Consider the following 16,187-nt stretch of genomic DNA (forward strand, 5'->3'; position numbering starts at 1 on the left):
ACCTCAGACCTCGTCGATCAGGATGTCGGCGGTCGGGATCGGTTCGGAGAACATCAGGGCGGGGATCTCGATGATCCGGTCGTCACCTTCCAAGGACTGGAATCGCACGATCTCGGTGGTCGTCGGCGCGGTGCCGGGCTGTTTGAGGGCCAGCGACCATAGGACGATGACGTGCGCGAGATACGCCTCGTCGAGGCGGCCCAGGACATCGGGCAATGCGACCGGACCGTCGGCGACCGCACGGTTGACCAGGTCCGTCAGCTCGACCGTGTCCACCTGACCGGCCAGGGAAGCGAATGAGCTGAGGTCACCGCCGGTGTCTCCCGGCAGTGCGGGCGGTGGTGGTGCCGGGTCGCGGATCTCGAATGCGACCCGGCCGATGGAGGTGAGGTCGGGGGTGGCCAGCGGTATCTCGTAGCCCAGGCGCCGGTCGGCGAGCGAGGCCTTGAGCAGCTCGTTCGCGGTGGCCAGGGCATCGTTGAGTTGCCGGGCGATACCTCGGCTCTGTTCCAGGGTGCCGGCGGCGACGAACCGCCGGATGCGGCGGGCGCAGCGTTGCCGGGTGCGGCCCACCTCGGCCATCTGTTCGGTGATCAGCGGAAAGAAGTCGGTCATCACCGCGCGCAGACCCGGTTCCATGTCGGGCAGGCTGCGGGTGACGGTGTCGATGTCGGCCGAGAGCCGGGCGCGTTGGTCGGGATCCTGGATCATCCGGGTGAACGCGTGATACGACGCGCTCTGCGACGACCCGAGCAGGGTTTCGTAGTCGTCGAACAGTTGCCGTTGCCGGTCGCGGTAGGCCAGGTCGGAGTCGCTCGGGTCGTCGAGCAGTGCGGTGGTGATGCGGTCGAGCATCGTGCCGTATTGCGCGATGTCGGAGATGACCTGTTCCATCTGGTAGGCGATGGCGCGGGCCTCGTCGGCGGCGATCCGCAGGTCGGGTTCGGGGCGGACCCCGGCGTCGAGATCGGCCAATTCGGCGTCGAGATCTGCGAGCTGGTTTTCGATATCCTCGCGGATCTGGTCGGGATCACCGGCCACCTGCCCGGCCACCCGATGCAGCCCGGCGGCGATGCCATTGATCGATCCGCCGGTGGCCACGGAGTCCTCGCGGCGGCGCCGGCGCATGAAGTCGAGGACGGACCGGGCGTCGGCGGTCAGGTAACAGATGTTGGGAGCAACGGCGTCGGAAGTGTCGGTGACCCGGTGCAGCCACCCGTTGCGCGCCCATAGCTTGATCAGCTCCACGCCGGTCGGGGTGTCCTCGGCGTCGAGTTCGGTCATATCCCGTTCGAGGCGGACGGCCAGCTCGGGTTCGGCCAGCCGTGCCCCGAAGTCGAGGTGCCGTTCCATCAGCGTCACGTACAGGGCGGAGTTGGTGGCCGCGAACAGCCGCACCGCCGCCGACTTCTGGATCGTCCGGTTGTCCTGCCACGCCTGCGTCAGGGTCGCGTGTTCGTCGCTCATCATCACCACCTCAGCTCGCTGACGTAAAACTGCCCCGCGTAGTCTCCCACGTCCCGCCGGCAGACCCTCGCAGTGTGCGAGTTCCTGCACACCTCCGACGACTTCGACTGTCGGATCTTCAGTAGCGATAGCTGACCACCTGCTGACTTCGATCAAGCGACCCGTTCCGGCGTATCCTGGGTCAGACGTAGTACGCGACACACGCTATCTAGGAGGTCACGGTGCGACTCAACAGCAAAGGTCAGGTCACCATCCCCGCTGAGTTGCGGCACCGATTCGGATTCGTCGAGGGCGATGAGGTCGACGTGATCGCCGACGGCGACACGTTGCGCATCGTGCATACCGTTCCCGCCGTCTCTCGCGGTGAGCGGATGGTGGCCCGTATGCGCGGCCGCGCAACTACCGCATACACCACCGACGAACTCATGAAACTGCTTCGGGATGAGTGAATCGACCCTCGTTGACTCGAATGTCCTGCTCGACGTCTTCACCGATGATCCGGTGTGGTCGGGTTGGTCCGGGCAAGCGCTCGCCGAGGCTATGGACCGCGGCACGGTGATCATCAATCCGATCGTCTACGCCGAAGTATCAGTGGGCTTCGATCGTATCGAAGACCTCGACGCCCTCCTGCCCACCGACTACTTCATCCGTGAGGCGCTCCCCTGGTCCGCAGGTTTCCTCGCCGGGAAAGCCTTTCTCGCATATCGGCGCCGGGGCGGCACCCGGCCGACACCACTACCCGACTTCTACATAGGCGCGCATGCCGGTGTGTCCGGCCATCGCCTCCTCACCCGCGACCTGGGCCGATACGCCACATCGTTTCCCCAGGTGGTGCTCGTCACCCCTGACACCTGACAACCGCGACAGCAATGAGGCAAATACCGTACTCGCGCAATATGAGCCTATGAATCAATCACAACGTCATGATGATGTTTTGTAACTATCATCCAGCGGTCGATGGCCTGCCTGATGGACGCGGCGGTGAGATGACGCTGCGGTGGCTAGCACGCTGTCAAAGACGATGTCGATCCTGGTGCTACTGGGTGTGTAGGCGAGCCGTCTAAGATACGGAGCGGAACTACGCAGCAGGTTTTGGGGGCGGAATGCACACTGTCGATCCGGGATTGATCGACGCCGCCAAGCAGTCGGTGAACTTCGGTGTCCTCGCTCCGATTGAGCCCTTGTTGGCCATCTACGGTGCGGGTGCCGAGTCCGGTGTCTACACCGACCCGAACGGTGCGCTCATCAAGTGCCGGCAGTTCGGTGAGGTACTCGCCGAGCAACTGATTCAACGCAGCGGCACCCGGTTCGACGGATCCAGACAGGTCGAGCGCATTACCACCCTCGAACGTGCCGGGGTTCTCACGTCCGGCGCCGCCGACGCCCTGCACAGCATCCGCAAGATCGGCAACGAGGCCACCCACAGTCACCTGTTCAACGTTCGTGCTGCTTTGGTGGCCCTCGAACAGTGCTGGGAACTCGGCAACCTGCTGTACCTTGCGCTGTCTCCGGCCGACCAGCGTCCACGGAGTTTCATCGCACCGCGGCCGCTCACTCAGCCGACAGTGGTCGGACGCGAGGATCAGCAACAGCTGGACGCGATCAACCGCCGGCTCGCCGAGTCGCATACGCAGCTGACCGAGACGTTGACCGTGCTCAATGCCACCAAATCCGCGCAGGCCGCCGAGTCGGAAGCACGTCTGGCGGCCGAGAAGGCACTTGCGGATGCGCAGGCACGAGAAGCCGTGGTCGCCGCGAAACTGGCCGCACTGGAGAAGAAGCTCTCTGCCCTACAGAGTTCAGGCGCGCTCGCCACCCAGGACACGGCGAAGGTATCGGCAGCGGCGGGGAACTCGTTCTCGCAGGCTTTCCGGCGCCGTCCGCCACTCAACGAGGTGCAGGCACGCCGGGAGATCGATCGTCAACTCGTCGCGGCCGGCTGGGTTGTCCAGGACTATGGCGACCTCAATACCGCTGCGGGCATCGGCGTCGCCGTACGCGAGTTCCGGCTCTCCACCGGCTTCGCCGACTACCTGCTGTATGTCGATGGCAAGATCGTCGGCGTCATCGAGGCCAAACGCGAGGGCACCGCACTGATCGGTGTGGAGCAGCAGACCGCGAAATACTCGGTGGGACTACGCAAGGAGGATCAGCTCGCCGCCTGGCGACGTGACGAACCGCTGCCGTTCCTGTACGAATCCACCGGTGCGGAAACCCGGTTCACCAACCGCCTCGACCCGAAACCGCGCTCACGCGATGTGTTCACCTTTGCCAAGCCGGAGACGGTGCGGTCCTGGATGCAGCAGGCGGACGAGCGGCCTGACGCGCCGACTTTCCGCGCCCGATTGCAGCACCTCCCCACACTCGACCCGAAGGGTTTGCGGCCCAACCAGATCCAGGCGGTCACCGGGATCGAGAAGTCGCTCAAGGACAATCGTCCCCGGGGTTTGGTCCAGATGGCCACCGGCGCGGGCAAGACCTTCACCGCGGTTACCGCGAGCTACCGGCTGATCAAACACGCAGGCGCAGCAAAGATCCTGTTCCTCGTCGACCGCAACAATCTGGGCGAGCAGGCACAGGCCGAGTTCGACAACTATGTGCCGATCGACGACGGCCGCCGTCTCGGCGAGATCTACAACGTGCAGCGCCTCGCCGGGCACACTGTCCTCGGGTCGACCAATGTCGCGATCTCCACCATCCAACGGCTGTACGGCCTGCTACAGGGCAAGGAGCTCCCCGACGCCGATGTCGATGACGACGCGGACGGCGAAACGTTCGAACCGGAGTCACCGGTCGATGTGGTCTACAACGTGAACGTGCCACCGGAGACGTTCGATCTGGTCATCGTCGACGAATGTCACCGGTCCATCTACGGCCGCTGGCGTGCGGTGCTCGACTATTTCGACGCACCGGTCATCGGGCTGACCGCGACCCCGACCAAACAGACGCTGGGCTTCTTCGACCAGAACCTCGTCAGCGAGTACACCTACGAGGAGTCGGTGATCGACGGGGTGAACGTGCCGTTCGACGTGTACCGGATCCGGACACAGATCACCGAACAGGGCGCGAGGATCGAAGCGAAAACGGTGGTACCGGTCCGCGATCGCCGCACCCGCGCGCAGCGCTATGTCGAACTCGACGACGACTACGCCTACACCGGCAATGCGATCGGCCGGGACGTGATCAGCGAAGACCAGATCCGGCTGGTGCTCACCACGTTCCGGGACCGGCTCTACACCGAGGTCTTCCCGGGCAGGTCCGCGGTCCCCAAAACGCTGATCTTCGCCAAGACCGACGCACACGCCGACGTGATCGTCGAACAGGTGCGGGAGGTGTTCAACGAGAGCGCCGAGTTCGCCGCCAAGATCACCTACAAGTCGAAAGCCGAGGGCAAGGACCCCAAGCACCTACTGCAGAACTTCCGCAACAGCCCGTCGCTGCGGGTGGCGGTGACCGTCGACATGATCGCCACCGGCACCGATGTGCGCGCCATCGAGTGCGTCTTCTTTCTGCGATCGGTGCAGTCGGCAGTGTATTTCGAGCAGATGAAGGGCCGCGGCTCCCGCATCATCGGCACCGACGACTACGCCGCGCTGACCCCGGATGTGGCCAAGGGCGTCACGAAGGACCGCTTCGTCATCGTCGACGCGGTCGGCGTCACCGAATCACCACTGGTGGATGCGACGCCGATGGAACGTGAACCCGGCGTGTCACTGGAGAAGCTGCTGAACAAGGCCGCGAATCTGACGATCACACCCGACGAGGCATCGAGCCTGGCGATGCGGCTGGCGAAGCTGGCCACTCAGATGGACGCCGCCGAAGCCGCCGAACTGGCCGAGATCGCCGGCGGAGTCGAACTACGCGAGATCGCCAAACAGGTCGCCGACGCCAGCGACACCGACGCCGTGCTGGCTGCCGAGAAACGCGGCGGAAAAGACGAGGTGGCAGCACAAATCCATGGTGGTGTGGCCCCGCTGTCGAGCAATCCGGAACTGCGGCAGGCGATCCTGGACCTGCGCCGCAAGAAGGATCTGATCTTCGACCAGGTCAACGCCGACACCCTCATCAGCACCGACCGCATCCCCTACGGCGAGGGAGCCCACGAACCGGTCCGCTCGTTCCGCGAGTACCTTGCCGAACACCGCGACGAGATCGCCGTGCTGCAAATCCTGCACGGCAGCGCGCCGGGACGCCCCACCTACGCCGAACTCAAAGCCCTCGCCGAGCGGGTAGCGAGGGTTCCCGCGATCGGCAGCATCGAAACCTTGTGGCGTGCCTACGCCGACCTCGGTGAACTGGCAGATCCCGGGCACAAGGTCGACGTACCCGACCTGGTCACCATCCTGCGCCACGAACTCGCCAAAGACTCCGGTGCAGGAACGGAGTCGAAGATTCAGCCGTTCGCCTCCACAGTCGAGGAGAAACTCGCGCACTGGCTGTCCGACCAGCACCGTCACGGAGTCGACTACACCGACAGGCAACGCCGCTGGCTCGACATCATCAGCGACGTCGTCAAAACCAACATGGCCGTGGAGATCACCGACCTCGACCACATCCCGTTCAGCGACCTCGGCGGCAGCCAACGCTTCGCCACCGACTTCAACATCACCACCCGAGAGGAAGCACTACAGTTGCTCGACGAGTTGAACACGGAACTGATCGCGTGATGGAGCAGGAGCTGCCGCAGGGGTGGGCGTGGACGACTCTGGGGGACGTAGCAGACATCGGTTCAGGAGCGACTCCAAAGACCAAAGTAGCCGAGTACTGGGGTGATGAAGTCGCGTGGGTGACTCCGGACGACCTTTCTCGCAACAAGGCGACTAAGTTTATCGGGTCGGGTCGTCGTAGCCTATCAACGCTTGGCTATGAATCCTGCTCAGCACGAACATTTCCATCGGGTTCTGTTGTTTTCAGCTCACGTGCCCCAATTGGGCACATCGCAATCACATCAGGGCCGGTAGCGACCAACCAAGGTTGTAAGACCGCAGTCCCACGGCCATTGATCGACAGCAGGTTCTTGTATTGGCTACTGAAGTACGTCACGCCCGAGATCGAGAGTCGCGCAAGCGGGTCGACGTTCAAAGAAATCTCGGCGAGCGGGTTCGCTGCGACTCAGATTCCCCTCCCCCCACTCCCTGAGCAACACCGCATCGTCGAGGCCCTTGAAGACCACCTCTCCCGACTGGATGCTGCGGAACTGACTCTTGTATCGGCAGCTCGTCGTGCGGAATTGTTGATATCGAGACTCGTGGATCATACGGTCCTCGGCGTTGCCACGAGCACTCCCATCAGTGGTGCGCCAGCCTCTGATCTGAAGGGCAAACACAACCGCTTCGACTACCAGGGACTTCCTTCGCTTCCCCAGGGTTGGTCATGGAAACTCGCTGCCGACCTGTGTAAATCTATCAACTCTGGCTCGACACCCAAATCTGAGTTCATGCAGCAAGGCCAGGGTGAGATACCCTTCCTTAAAGTATACAACATCGACCCTGCGGGCAGGGTTGACTTCACGAAGAATCCAACCTTTGTATCGCGTGACACCCACTACGGGCAACTGAAACGGTCGATTGCGTTACCGGGAGATGTTGTTACCAATATTGTCGGACCACCACTCGGTAAGAGTGCCGTAGTGCCGGATAGTTACCCGGAATGGAACACAAATCAGGCGATTGTCTCCTTCCGTGCCGGTGATTCGATTCACCCATCCTGGCTTGCATTGTGCTTGCGTTCACCATTTATTATTCGTCTCCTAAAGAGCACCGCCAAGGCAACGGCAGGACAATTTAATATTGCATTGTCGACGTGCAGAGAATTGTCGCTGCCGGTGCCTCCACTAAGGACTCAGGAAGTACTGTTGGAAGAACTTGACGCTGCAATACTTGCGCTCGAACACGCAAATATCGCCCAGCGAACGTCGCGGTCGAGATCCACGACTCTCCGCAGCGCGCTCCTACGCTCGGCGTTCAATGGCCGGCTCGTCGACCAAGACCCAACTGATGAACCTGCGGGTGTCGCTCTCGAACGGACCCGCAACCATCAGCCCGCCGCCCCGCCCCGGCGCCGGCGGAAGGCAGCTGCGAAATGAGTCGACACTACCGGACCGCCAGGTGATCGATGTCCTACGAATGGCACGTCGAAGCAGTAGACGCCTGGACAGTGGCAACGACCACCGACGAACCTCAAACGGCAGACGAGCCGCTGGGAACGAAAGCGAAATTCTGGGTTGTCGACCCCGACGGTCGTCGCTGCTTGTTCAAGTATGCGCGGGCGCCGCAAGGCCGGACAATGGGTGAGGATTGGGTCGAGTGGGCGGTCCATCATTTGGCGACCATGCTGTCAATTCCCTCCGCGACGGCCATCCCGGCAACCCACGAGGGGCAGCGAGGAGTCCTGTCGCGTTCCGTACTCACTGCGGATGATCGCCTCGTTCACGGTAACGAACTGCTCACGCTCACAGACCCGGAGTACGACGCGACCGCCGAACGCGAGTACCACCGCTACACGATCGATGCGGTGCGCAGAGCGCTCGATGGAATTGCCGCACCCACGTCGTGCGGGGCACCGATCACAACCGCCTTCGATGCCTGGGCCGGTTACCTAATGCTCGACGCGTGGGTCGCTGGACGTGATCGTCATCATGAGAACTGGGCAGTCATTGAGCGAGCCGGGGAACTGAGCCTCGCGCCATCGTTTGACCATGGGAACGCACTCGGCTTCCAAGTAGCAGAAGCGGAGGCTCGAAACCTCTCACTCGACGGCAACCGCCTGGTCAAGTGGGCGCGGCGTGGTCGTAGCCATCACTTCAACGGCAGACCTGGGCTTGTGGATCTCGCTACAACGGCGCTGGGCCTGGCTGACCGTGAAGCGCGCGATTTCTGGATTGCCAAGCTCGCAGCGGTCACGGACGATGAGGTGGCAAGTCTACTGGCGAGTGTGCCCGCCGACTATTTGTCAGACCCGGCGCGTAAGTTCGCAGTGAAGCTTCTCCATCTCAACAAGGAAAGGATCCTCGACGGTGACTAGCGCTTCCTGCAGGGTGGCTACCGTCGCCGATGTCAGCGTGGCCAGGCGTCTCTTCCTGATCTGGCAGAACCCCGGATCACGGCAGTTCGTGCGGGTGGGCACCCTGTTCGAGCTCGTTGACGGCCGGTATGCGTTTGAATACACCGCCAGCGCCCGAGCCACCGATGACTTCTACCCACTGACCCAGTTCCCCGACATGGAACGCACCTACGTGTCAACCGGCTTGCCGGCGTTCTTCGTCAACCGGCTCATGTCGCGCAAGCGTGAGTCGTTCACCAGCTACCTGCACGCGCTCGGCATCGACTCGGACGCCGTCGACACTCCGATGGAGTTGCTGGCCCGGACCGGCGGCCCCAGGGCAACTGACACCTTCCATCTCGTCGATGACCTGATGGCCGATGCGGATGGTGTCGTCGTCAGCAGATTCCTGGCTTCAGGCGTTCGCTACCTTGACGCCGATGGCACCCACCTTGCACGTGTTCGGGACGGCGACCGCCTGCGGCTGCGACCAGAACCCGACAATCCCAAGAACGGGCGAGCCCAACTCGTGTGCGTCGCCAGTGGCGCCGCCGTGGGTTACGTTCCCGACTGGCTCCTCAACGACCTCGAAGACCTCCAAGCCAGAGTCGACGAACTGAGCGTCATCGCTGAACGCGTCACTGCAGACGCGCAACCGCACCTACGTTTGCTGTGTCGAATCGAGGCACGGGTCCGAGGTGGGAAACAACACTCGAACTGATTTGTCAGTACTGGACCGTATGGTTGTTCCCATGACCAGTGGGGGTTCGGGTGAATCGGCACATCAGCCGCATGACGGGTTGTTCCGGCGGGTGTTCGGCGACCCCAAACACGCCGGATCAGAACTGCGTTCGGTGTTGTCGGCGGAAGTGGCCGCACACATCGACCTCGAACACCTCGAGCCGGTCGCAGCATCGTTCGTCGACGACTACCTGAGCCAGGTGCACAGCGATCTACTGTTTCGCACCACCTTCGACGGCGACGACGCCTACCTGTACTTTCTCATCGAGCACCAGAGCAGCCCCGACGACCTGATGGCCTTCCGGATGCTGCGCTACCAAGTCCGCATCTGGGAACGCCACCTCAAGACCGAACCCACGACTTCGGGCAAGACCGGCCTACCAATGATCGTGCCGGTAGTGCTCTACCAAGGCCATCGGCGCTGGACCGCCCCCACCGACATCGCCGACATCATCAAGGTCAGCGACCACGCCGCCACCGCGTTCGCCGACCTTCTACCCCACGTGCGGTACATCCTTGACGACCTGACCGTCGTCGACGAGGCTGCTATGCGAGCGCGGCCACTGACCCCGGCGGCAAGAATCGCCGCGCTCCTGCTGGGACCGGCATCCAAAGACGCCGACGTCACGACGACGTTGCGTGCCTCACTCGATGACTGGCAGACCGTCGCCGACACGGAGCCAGCCCTGCTCGTCGTGTTCTTCACGTATCTTCTAATAGTCGGCGAAACACAGGCCGACGACATCACGCACTTCGCTGCGCAACTGGGCCAAGAAGCTAAGGAGGCCGCCGTGACCACAGCACAACGACTCCGCCAAGAAGGCATCGAGCAGGGCATCAGTCAAGGCATCAGTCTGGGACAGTCACAGCTACTGGTGGCCATGCTCGAAGCCAGATTCGGCGAACTCGACAACGACACCCGTCTCCGAATCGAACACGCCACGGCCAGCCAGATCGCAGACTGGAGCACCCGCTTCGCGCGTGGAGCAAACTCGATCAGCGCCGTCGTCGACTGACATCTGCTGAGCCGTCCTGTCCCCGCCCCTGTCGGCATCGGCGCTCGGACTGATTTGTCAGTACTGGCACGTATGGTTACTCGTGATCAGCGGAGGTTCGGGTGAGCGGGCGTATCAGCCGCATGACAGGTTGTTCCGGCGGGTGTTCGGCGACCCCAAACACGCCGGATCAGAACTGCGGTCGGTGTTGTCGGCGGAAGTCGCCGCGCACATCGACCTCGATCATCTCGAGCCGGTCGCGGTGTCGTTCGTCGATGACAACCTGCGCCAGGTGCACAGCGATCTGCTGTTCCGCACCACCTTCGACGGCGACGACGCCTACCTGTACTTTCTCGTAGAACATCAGAGCAGCCCCGACGACCTGATGGCGTTTGCGGATGCTTCGCTACCAAGTCCGGATCTGGGACCGCCATCAGGTCGTCGATGACCGCAGAAATGTCCCGTGGGAAACCGGTGGACATCGAGCGGGTGGCCTGCGGCTACCCTCGACACGTGAGTAACGCCGCTGAACTTCGTCGCCTCGTCGACAAACTATGGAGCTACTGCGACGTCCTGCGCGATGCCGGGGTGTCGGCGATCGACTATGTGGAACAGCTCAGTTTCCTTCTGTTCCTGAAGATGGCCGACGAACGTCAGCAGAACTTCATGAACCCGGTGCAGATCCTTCCGCCCGAACTCGACATCTCGTGGGAACGACTTGCGAAGCTCGACGGTGTGGCTCTTGAGGAGGAGTACCGCCGTATCCTGAGCGAGCTCGGCAAGGAAACCACCAACCTCGGTGTGGTCTTTCGTAAGGCGCAGAACAGGATTCAGGAGCCCGCTCTGCTCCGGAAGCTGGTCGTCGACCTGATCGGCTCGGAGAACTGGTCGAGCATCGGCGGTGACCTCAACGGTGACGCCTACGAGGGCCTTCTGCAGAAGTCGGCGTCGGATGTGAAATCCGGTGCCGGACAGTACTTCACCCCGCGAACGCTGATTCACGCCATGGTGAACGTGATGCGCCCGAGCCCGGCCGACACCATCATCGACCCGGCTTGCGGTACGGGCGGATTCCTGCTGGCGGCCGTCGAGTATCTCACCCATCATCACGGTGACTCGATGACACCGGCTCAGCGCCGGGCGCTGAGTGACGGCCGCACAGTGCGCGGCGTCGAACTGGTAGACGGCACAGCCAGGCTCGCAACCATGAATATGTTCTTGCACGGCATCGGGCAGGCCACCGGCGAACCGGTGATCGATGTCCATGACGCGCTGGCCACCAAGCCGTCCCGTACCGCGTCGATGGTGCTGGCCAATCCGCCGTTCGGCAAGAAGTCATCGATCACCGTCGTCGGTGACGATGGGCGCGCCGAACGCGAGGATGTCGCGTACAACCGGCAGGACTTCTGGGTCACCACCACCAACAAGCAACTCAACTTCGTTCAGCACATCGCGTCACTGCTCGCCATCGACGGGCGAGCGGCGGTCGTCGTGCCCGACAATGTGCTGTTCGAGGGTGGTGCGGGTGAGACGATTCGCCGGCGACTGCTCAACGAATACGACGTCCACACCCTGCTGCGTCTGCCCACCGGCATCTTCTACGCGGGCGGCGTCAAGGCGAACGTGCTGTTCTTCGACCGCAAACGGGCGCGGCCGAACCGACCATGGACCGACAGGTTGTGGGTGTACGACTTCCGCACCGGTGAGCACTTCACCCTCAAACAGCGACCGCTGCGTGACGAGCATCTACAGTCGTTCATCGATGCGTTCAACGCCGACGACCGTTCGGCACGAGTCGAATCCGAACGTTTCAAGGCCTACGCCTACGACGACCTCGTCGCCCGGGACAAGGTGAACCTCGACATCACCTGGCTCAAAGACCCTTCACTCACCGACGCCGACGACGGTGTACCGCCGGAGATCATTGCGCAGGAGATCGTCGAGGACCTGACCGCAGCACTCGCCGAGTTCACCGCAGTGGCCGACGCGTTGGCAGCCAGGGCTGCGGAGGTGGCCGCCCGCAACTGAACCTTCACCTTCCGGTGAGTGGCTCGATGACATCACGCCCTGCGAAGCTGCGATGAGCAACCACTCGTCCTGATACCTAGAGGTCCGAGGTACTGTTACCTTGTAGTTCTAGGTATGGAGGTTTGGCGTGCACATCGACAAGGACCTGGTGGCGGCCTCGGCGACGCCACTCGTGTTGGGAATCCTCGCCGATGAAGGCGCGTCGTATGGCTATGCCATCCTCAAGCGCATCCGTGAGCTGTCCGGGGGCAATCTGGAGTGGACCGACGGGATGCTCTATCCGCTGCTGCACCGTCTGGAGCGGCACGGATACGTGCAGTCGTCGTGGCAGACGTCCGGGGAGGGCCGGCGGCGCAAGCACTACACGCTCACCGATGCCGGACGCCGAACCCTCGCCGAACGACAGGACCAATGGGCCGTGGTGAGTGAGGTCCTGGACCGTGTCTGGCACATCGGCCCACTTCCTCAGGCGTTGAACCCATGAGCGAAGAACACATCCAGCAGTGGCGCGGCTACGTTCAGCGACGGTCCGTCCTCGCAAGCGAGGACATCGCCGAACTCGAAGAGCACCTGCGCTCGCAGGTCGACGACCTCAAGGCCCTCGGACTCGCGGACGACGAGGCGTTTCTGGTCGCGGTCAAACGAATGGGACGCATCGACGACCTGTCGCGTGAATACGCCCGGGAGCACTCCGACCGGCTGTGGAAGCAACTGGTCATAGGGTCGGACGACACCGGTGAGTCCGGGTCTGGGCGCCGTGACCTGTGGGTGGCGATCGTCCTGGCCGTCGGCGCCGCAGTGACGCTGCGGACGGGACTGGCCTGGCTGGACGAGGACGTATCCGTCCGGCTCGCATCGGTGCTCGTACTCCCCTGGCTCGCGGGCTTCTTCGCGTGGAAGCGTGGCATGGCGCGCTCGGCGATCGCGATCACGGCGATCGGATTCGTAACCTTCGGCGTGCTGTTGGCCGTCTACCCCTTCGACGACGATCCGGGCGACACGTTGGTGTTGGCGTCGATCCACGCCCCGGTATTCCTGTGGCTGCTGATGGGTGTGGCCTACGTCGGCGGTGACTGGAGATCTGGGCGCCGCCGGATGGACTTCGTCCGGTTCACCGGTGAGTGGGTGGTGTACTACTTCCTTCTTGCGGCCGGTGGCGGTCTGCTCATCGGCCTGACCGTCGGCACCTTCCACGCGGTCGGCATCGACGTCGAAGATGTTGTGACCGAATGGATCATGCCGTTTGGTTCGGCTGGGGCGACGGTGATCGCGGCGTGGTTGGTGGAGTCGAAGCAGAACGTCATCGAGAACATCGCACCGGTGCTGGCGCGGGTATTCTCACCGCTGACCATCCTGCTGCTAGTGGCCCTGCTCATCGCTTTCGCCGCGGACCCCGACCTGATCGACGTCGACCGCGAACTGCTCATCCTGATGACGGTCATTCTGGTGCTGGTTCTGGCACTGTGGCTGTACGCGGTGTCCGCGCGGCCTCCGCAAGCCCCGCCCGGTCTCGGTGACTGGCTGCAGGTGGCGCTGGTGGTGACGGCGATCGTCGTCGACCTCGTCGTTCTGATCGCCATGGCCGGCCGGATCGCCGAACTGGGGCTGACCGCGAACCGGTCGGCCGCCCTGTGTCTCAATGTCGTCCTGCTGGTCAACCTCGCGGAGTCGGCTCGGCTCGGCCTGGCTTTCGTGCGTGGCAATCGTCCGGTCGCGGTGCTGGAACGCTGGCAGACCGCCTACCTGCCGGTGTACGCCGCATGGGCGGCCGTGGTGGTGATCGCCTGGGGACCGCTGTTCAGCTGGGCGTGAAACGAAGGTACATCAGTACTTGTCAACCTCTGGTTGACGAAAGAAGTGTGTCAACCTATGGTTGACGGCATGACTCAATCAATCAAACTCGATGACCTCATCTCGGCGATCGTCAAGGTCCACGACGACCCACTCGACCAACTGCAGGACGCCGCGCTGGCGGCTCAGCATCTCGGTGACCTCGCCGACCATCTGCTTGGGCATTTTGTCGACCAGGCCCGGCGTTCGGGGGCGTCGTGGAGTGATATCGGCGAAGCGCTCGGGGTGACCCGGCAGGCGGCGCAGAAGCGGTTCGTGCCGGGCAAGGACAGCAAACAGGACTTCAGCCGCTTCACGCCGCGTGCGCAGAAGGTGGTGACCGCGTCGTTGACCGACGCACAGACCCGCAAGATCGCCTTCATCGAACCGGCCAATCTGGCGGTGGCCCTGTTCACGCAGCCCGACGGTATCGCCGCCAAAGCCCTCGAAGCTCAGGGGGTGACCGTCGACAAGTTCACAGAGAAGCTGGAGTTGCCGGGTCCCGCGGAGAATCCACCCGCGCTGGTACCGTTCAGCGCCGACGCCAAGAAGGCTCTCGAGCAGACGTTCCGGGAGGCGCTGCGTCTGGGCCATAACTACGTCGGAACCGAACACATCCTGCTCGCCCTGCTCGAAACCGAGAACGGTGACGGGCCCCTGCACGCGGCGGGTGTCACCAAGTCCGCCACCGAGGAGTTCGTCGCGAAGGTTCTGTCGGCGTTCGAGTGAGCCCAGCGGGGTGCTTCGCTGAGCCCGGCCACCGGTCGCTAGCGTGAGCTATGCGATTGAACGACGGCGCGGACTGGCCCTCCGACGGTGGAATCCGGGGTCGCCTGCTGGTGATCCTCGGCGCGCTGTCGGCGTTCGCGCCGATCTCCACCGACCTGTACCTGCCCGCCCTTCCCGACGCCGCCGACGACCTGGGCACCAGCGCGAGCGGAATCCAGATCACGCTGGTGGTGTCGATGATCGGGCTCGGACTCGGGCAACTCCTCATGGGGCCGCTCTCGGACCGATACGGCCGGCGGGGGCCGCTGCTGGCCGGTACGGCCGTGTTCACAGTGGCGTCACTGCTGTGTGTGCTGGCGCCCGATGTTGTTCTGCTGGCGGTGTTTCGGTTCCTGCAGGCGCTCGGCGGGTCGGCAGGCGTGGTCATTGGACGTGCCATCGTCCGCGACCGGGTGGCGGGGCATCGGCTGGTCGAACTGTTCGGCGTGCTGACCGTGGTGGTCAGCCTCGCACCGATCATCGCTCCTCTGCTGGGTAGTGCGATCCTGCTCGTCGGCTCCTGGCGGACCATCTTCGCCGCCCTCGTGGTCATCGGGGTGCTGCTGGCGATCGCGACTATGTTGTGGGTGCCGGAAACGCTTGCCCCCGAACACCGAGGTATCGGCGGGGTGCTGCCCGGGGCGTTCCGTTCCTACCGGATACTGCTGCACGATCCTCGGTACATCGCGGTGATCCTGACCTCGGCCGCTGCCTTCGGTGCACTGTTCGCCTACATCACCGGCTCCCCGTTCGCGTTGCAGACCCTTCACGGTCTGTCACCGCAGATGTTCTCGATCGTCTTCGGAATCAACGGGCTGTGTCTGATGGCCGGTGCGCGCTGGATTCGGGTGGGCGGCCCGGGGCTGCGCATCGCCGTGGGTGCCGGGTTCTTCACTGTGGCCACAGCGCTGCTGCTGATCGCCGCCGCCACCGACCAACTCGCGGTTCTTCTGGTCGCGTTCGCGACGTTGTCGACCGGTTACGGACTCATCGCGCCCAGCACCGCCGCGCTCGCCCTGATGAGCCACCCCGAACGGGCCGGTGCCGCGGCGGCCCTGCTCGGAGCGACTCAGTTCGTCGGCGGGGCGCTTGCCGGATCGCTCGTCGGGCACGGCGCCGAGAACAGCATCACCGGCCTCGTGGTGGTGATCGGGGTGTCTACGGCGGTGACGGTTGTGCTGGCTGCGGTGTTGAACGGTGGTCCGGGAATGCGTGTCGGGTCGCCGGACCCTTCGTGACCCTCGCTCCTGCGTCGCTTCGGCCTCAGGGATCAAGAGGGGTACCCGGTTCCTGCGTCGCTTCGGCCTCGGGGATCAA

Annotated in this window: 14 protein-coding genes; 13 read left to right on the forward strand and 1 reads right to left on the reverse strand. The window is 63.5% G+C overall.

Annotated elements, in window-relative coordinates:
• Positions 1-3: 3 nt before the first annotated feature.
• Complete coding sequence (locus tag KDB67_RS05170) at positions 4-1,467, reverse strand: DUF3375 domain-containing protein (protein ID WP_291013244.1); 1,464 nt, start codon at positions 1,465-1,467, stop codon at positions 4-6.
• Between the two features lie 221 nt (positions 1,468-1,688).
• Between KDB67_RS05170 and KDB67_RS05175 the strand changes: the two genes are divergently transcribed.
• The 13 genes from KDB67_RS05175 to KDB67_RS05235 all read left to right on the forward strand — a co-directional run bounded on the left by KDB67_RS05175 (position 1,689) and on the right by KDB67_RS05235 (position 16,108).
• Positions 1,689-1,916 (forward strand): AbrB/MazE/SpoVT family DNA-binding domain-containing protein, encoded by a 228-nt coding sequence (locus KDB67_RS05175; protein WP_291013246.1) that lies wholly within the window; start codon positions 1,689-1,691, stop codon positions 1,914-1,916.
• Positions 1,909-2,322 carry a type II toxin-antitoxin system VapC family toxin gene (locus tag KDB67_RS05180; RefSeq protein ID WP_291013248.1) on the forward strand — a complete coding sequence of 138 codons (414 nt, stop codon included), beginning with the start codon at positions 1,909-1,911 and terminating at the stop codon, positions 2,320-2,322. Before KDB67_RS05175 ends, KDB67_RS05180 begins: the two co-directional genes overlap by 8 nt.
• Before the next feature lie 248 nt (positions 2,323-2,570).
• On the forward strand, positions 2,571-6,134 hold the full coding sequence (locus tag KDB67_RS05185) for a DEAD/DEAH box helicase family protein (protein ID WP_291013250.1): 3,564 nt from the start codon (positions 2,571-2,573) through the stop codon (positions 6,132-6,134).
• Positions 6,134-7,552, forward strand: coding sequence for a restriction endonuclease subunit S (locus tag KDB67_RS05190; RefSeq protein ID WP_291013252.1), 1,419 nt, complete (start codon positions 6,134-6,136; stop codon positions 7,550-7,552). The genes KDB67_RS05185 and KDB67_RS05190 overlap by 1 nt, the downstream gene beginning before the upstream one ends.
• 29 nt (positions 7,553-7,581) lie before the next feature.
• A complete protein-coding gene (locus KDB67_RS05195; RefSeq protein ID WP_291013254.1) occupies positions 7,582-8,490 on the forward strand; it encodes a hypothetical protein in 909 nt (302 codons plus the stop codon).
• Positions 8,483-9,229, forward strand: a complete 747-nt coding sequence (locus KDB67_RS05200) for an HIRAN domain-containing protein (protein ID WP_291013256.1) — start codon at positions 8,483-8,485, stop codon at positions 9,227-9,229. Before KDB67_RS05195 ends, KDB67_RS05200 begins: the two co-directional genes overlap by 8 nt.
• 31 nt (positions 9,230-9,260) lie before the next feature.
• Positions 9,261-10,265, forward strand: a complete 1,005-nt coding sequence (locus KDB67_RS05205; RefSeq protein ID WP_291013258.1) for an Rpn family recombination-promoting nuclease/putative transposase — start codon at positions 9,261-9,263, stop codon at positions 10,263-10,265.
• 82 nt (positions 10,266-10,347) lie between these two features.
• Positions 10,348-10,692, forward strand: a complete 345-nt coding sequence (locus tag KDB67_RS05210; RefSeq protein ID WP_291013260.1) for an Rpn family recombination-promoting nuclease/putative transposase — start codon at positions 10,348-10,350, stop codon at positions 10,690-10,692.
• A 65-nt stretch (positions 10,693-10,757) separates the two neighbouring features.
• Entirely contained in the window at positions 10,758-12,272 is a 1,515-nt protein-coding gene (locus tag KDB67_RS05215) for a class I SAM-dependent DNA methyltransferase (protein ID WP_291013263.1), read from the forward strand.
• Between the two features lie 127 nt (positions 12,273-12,399).
• On the forward strand, positions 12,400-12,756 hold the full coding sequence (locus KDB67_RS05220; RefSeq protein WP_291013266.1) for a PadR family transcriptional regulator: 357 nt from the start codon (positions 12,400-12,402) through the stop codon (positions 12,754-12,756).
• Positions 12,753-14,084 carry a permease prefix domain 1-containing protein gene (locus KDB67_RS05225; protein WP_291013269.1) on the forward strand — a complete coding sequence of 444 codons (1,332 nt, stop codon included), beginning with the start codon at positions 12,753-12,755 and terminating at the stop codon, positions 14,082-14,084. Before KDB67_RS05220 ends, KDB67_RS05225 begins: the two co-directional genes overlap by 4 nt.
• Positions 14,085-14,153: 69 nt before the next feature.
• Positions 14,154-14,831, forward strand: a complete 678-nt coding sequence (locus tag KDB67_RS05230; protein WP_291013272.1) for a Clp protease N-terminal domain-containing protein — start codon at positions 14,154-14,156, stop codon at positions 14,829-14,831.
• Positions 14,832-14,881: 50 nt separating this feature from the next.
• On the forward strand, positions 14,882-16,108 hold the full coding sequence (locus KDB67_RS05235; RefSeq protein WP_291013275.1) for a multidrug effflux MFS transporter: 1,227 nt from the start codon (positions 14,882-14,884) through the stop codon (positions 16,106-16,108).
• The last annotated feature ends 79 nt before the right edge of the window (positions 16,109-16,187 follow it).

Source organism: Gordonia sp. (in: high G+C Gram-positive bacteria) (assembly GCF_020438995.1).
Taxonomy (GTDB): domain Bacteria; phylum Actinomycetota; class Actinomycetes; order Mycobacteriales; family Mycobacteriaceae; genus Gordonia.

What these genes read in the sequence shown, in the direction of transcription:
- KDB67_RS05190 (WP_291013252.1), top strand. Translation starts at nt 6,134, where the DNA reads ATGGAGCAGGAGCTGCCGCAGGGGTGGGCGTGGACGACTCTGGGGGAC.
- KDB67_RS05180 (WP_291013248.1), top strand. Translation starts at nt 1,909, where the DNA reads ATGAGTGAATCGACCCTCGTTGACTCGAATGTCCTGCTCGACGTCTTC.
- KDB67_RS05205 (WP_291013258.1), top strand. Translation starts at nt 9,261, where the DNA reads ATGACCAGTGGGGGTTCGGGTGAATCGGCACATCAGCCGCATGACGGG.
- KDB67_RS05230 (WP_291013272.1), top strand. Translation starts at nt 14,154, where the DNA reads ATGACTCAATCAATCAAACTCGATGACCTCATCTCGGCGATCGTCAAG.
- KDB67_RS05170 (WP_291013244.1), bottom strand. Translation starts at nt 1,467, where the DNA reads ATGAGCGACGAACACGCGACCCTGACGCAGGCGTGGCAGGACAACCGG.
- KDB67_RS05235 (WP_291013275.1), top strand. Translation starts at nt 14,882, where the DNA reads ATGCGATTGAACGACGGCGCGGACTGGCCCTCCGACGGTGGAATCCGG.
- KDB67_RS05185 (WP_291013250.1), top strand. Translation starts at nt 2,571, where the DNA reads ATGCACACTGTCGATCCGGGATTGATCGACGCCGCCAAGCAGTCGGTG.
- KDB67_RS05225 (WP_291013269.1), top strand. Translation starts at nt 12,753, where the DNA reads ATGAGCGAAGAACACATCCAGCAGTGGCGCGGCTACGTTCAGCGACGG.
- KDB67_RS05195 (WP_291013254.1), top strand. Translation starts at nt 7,582, where the DNA reads ATGTCCTACGAATGGCACGTCGAAGCAGTAGACGCCTGGACAGTGGCA.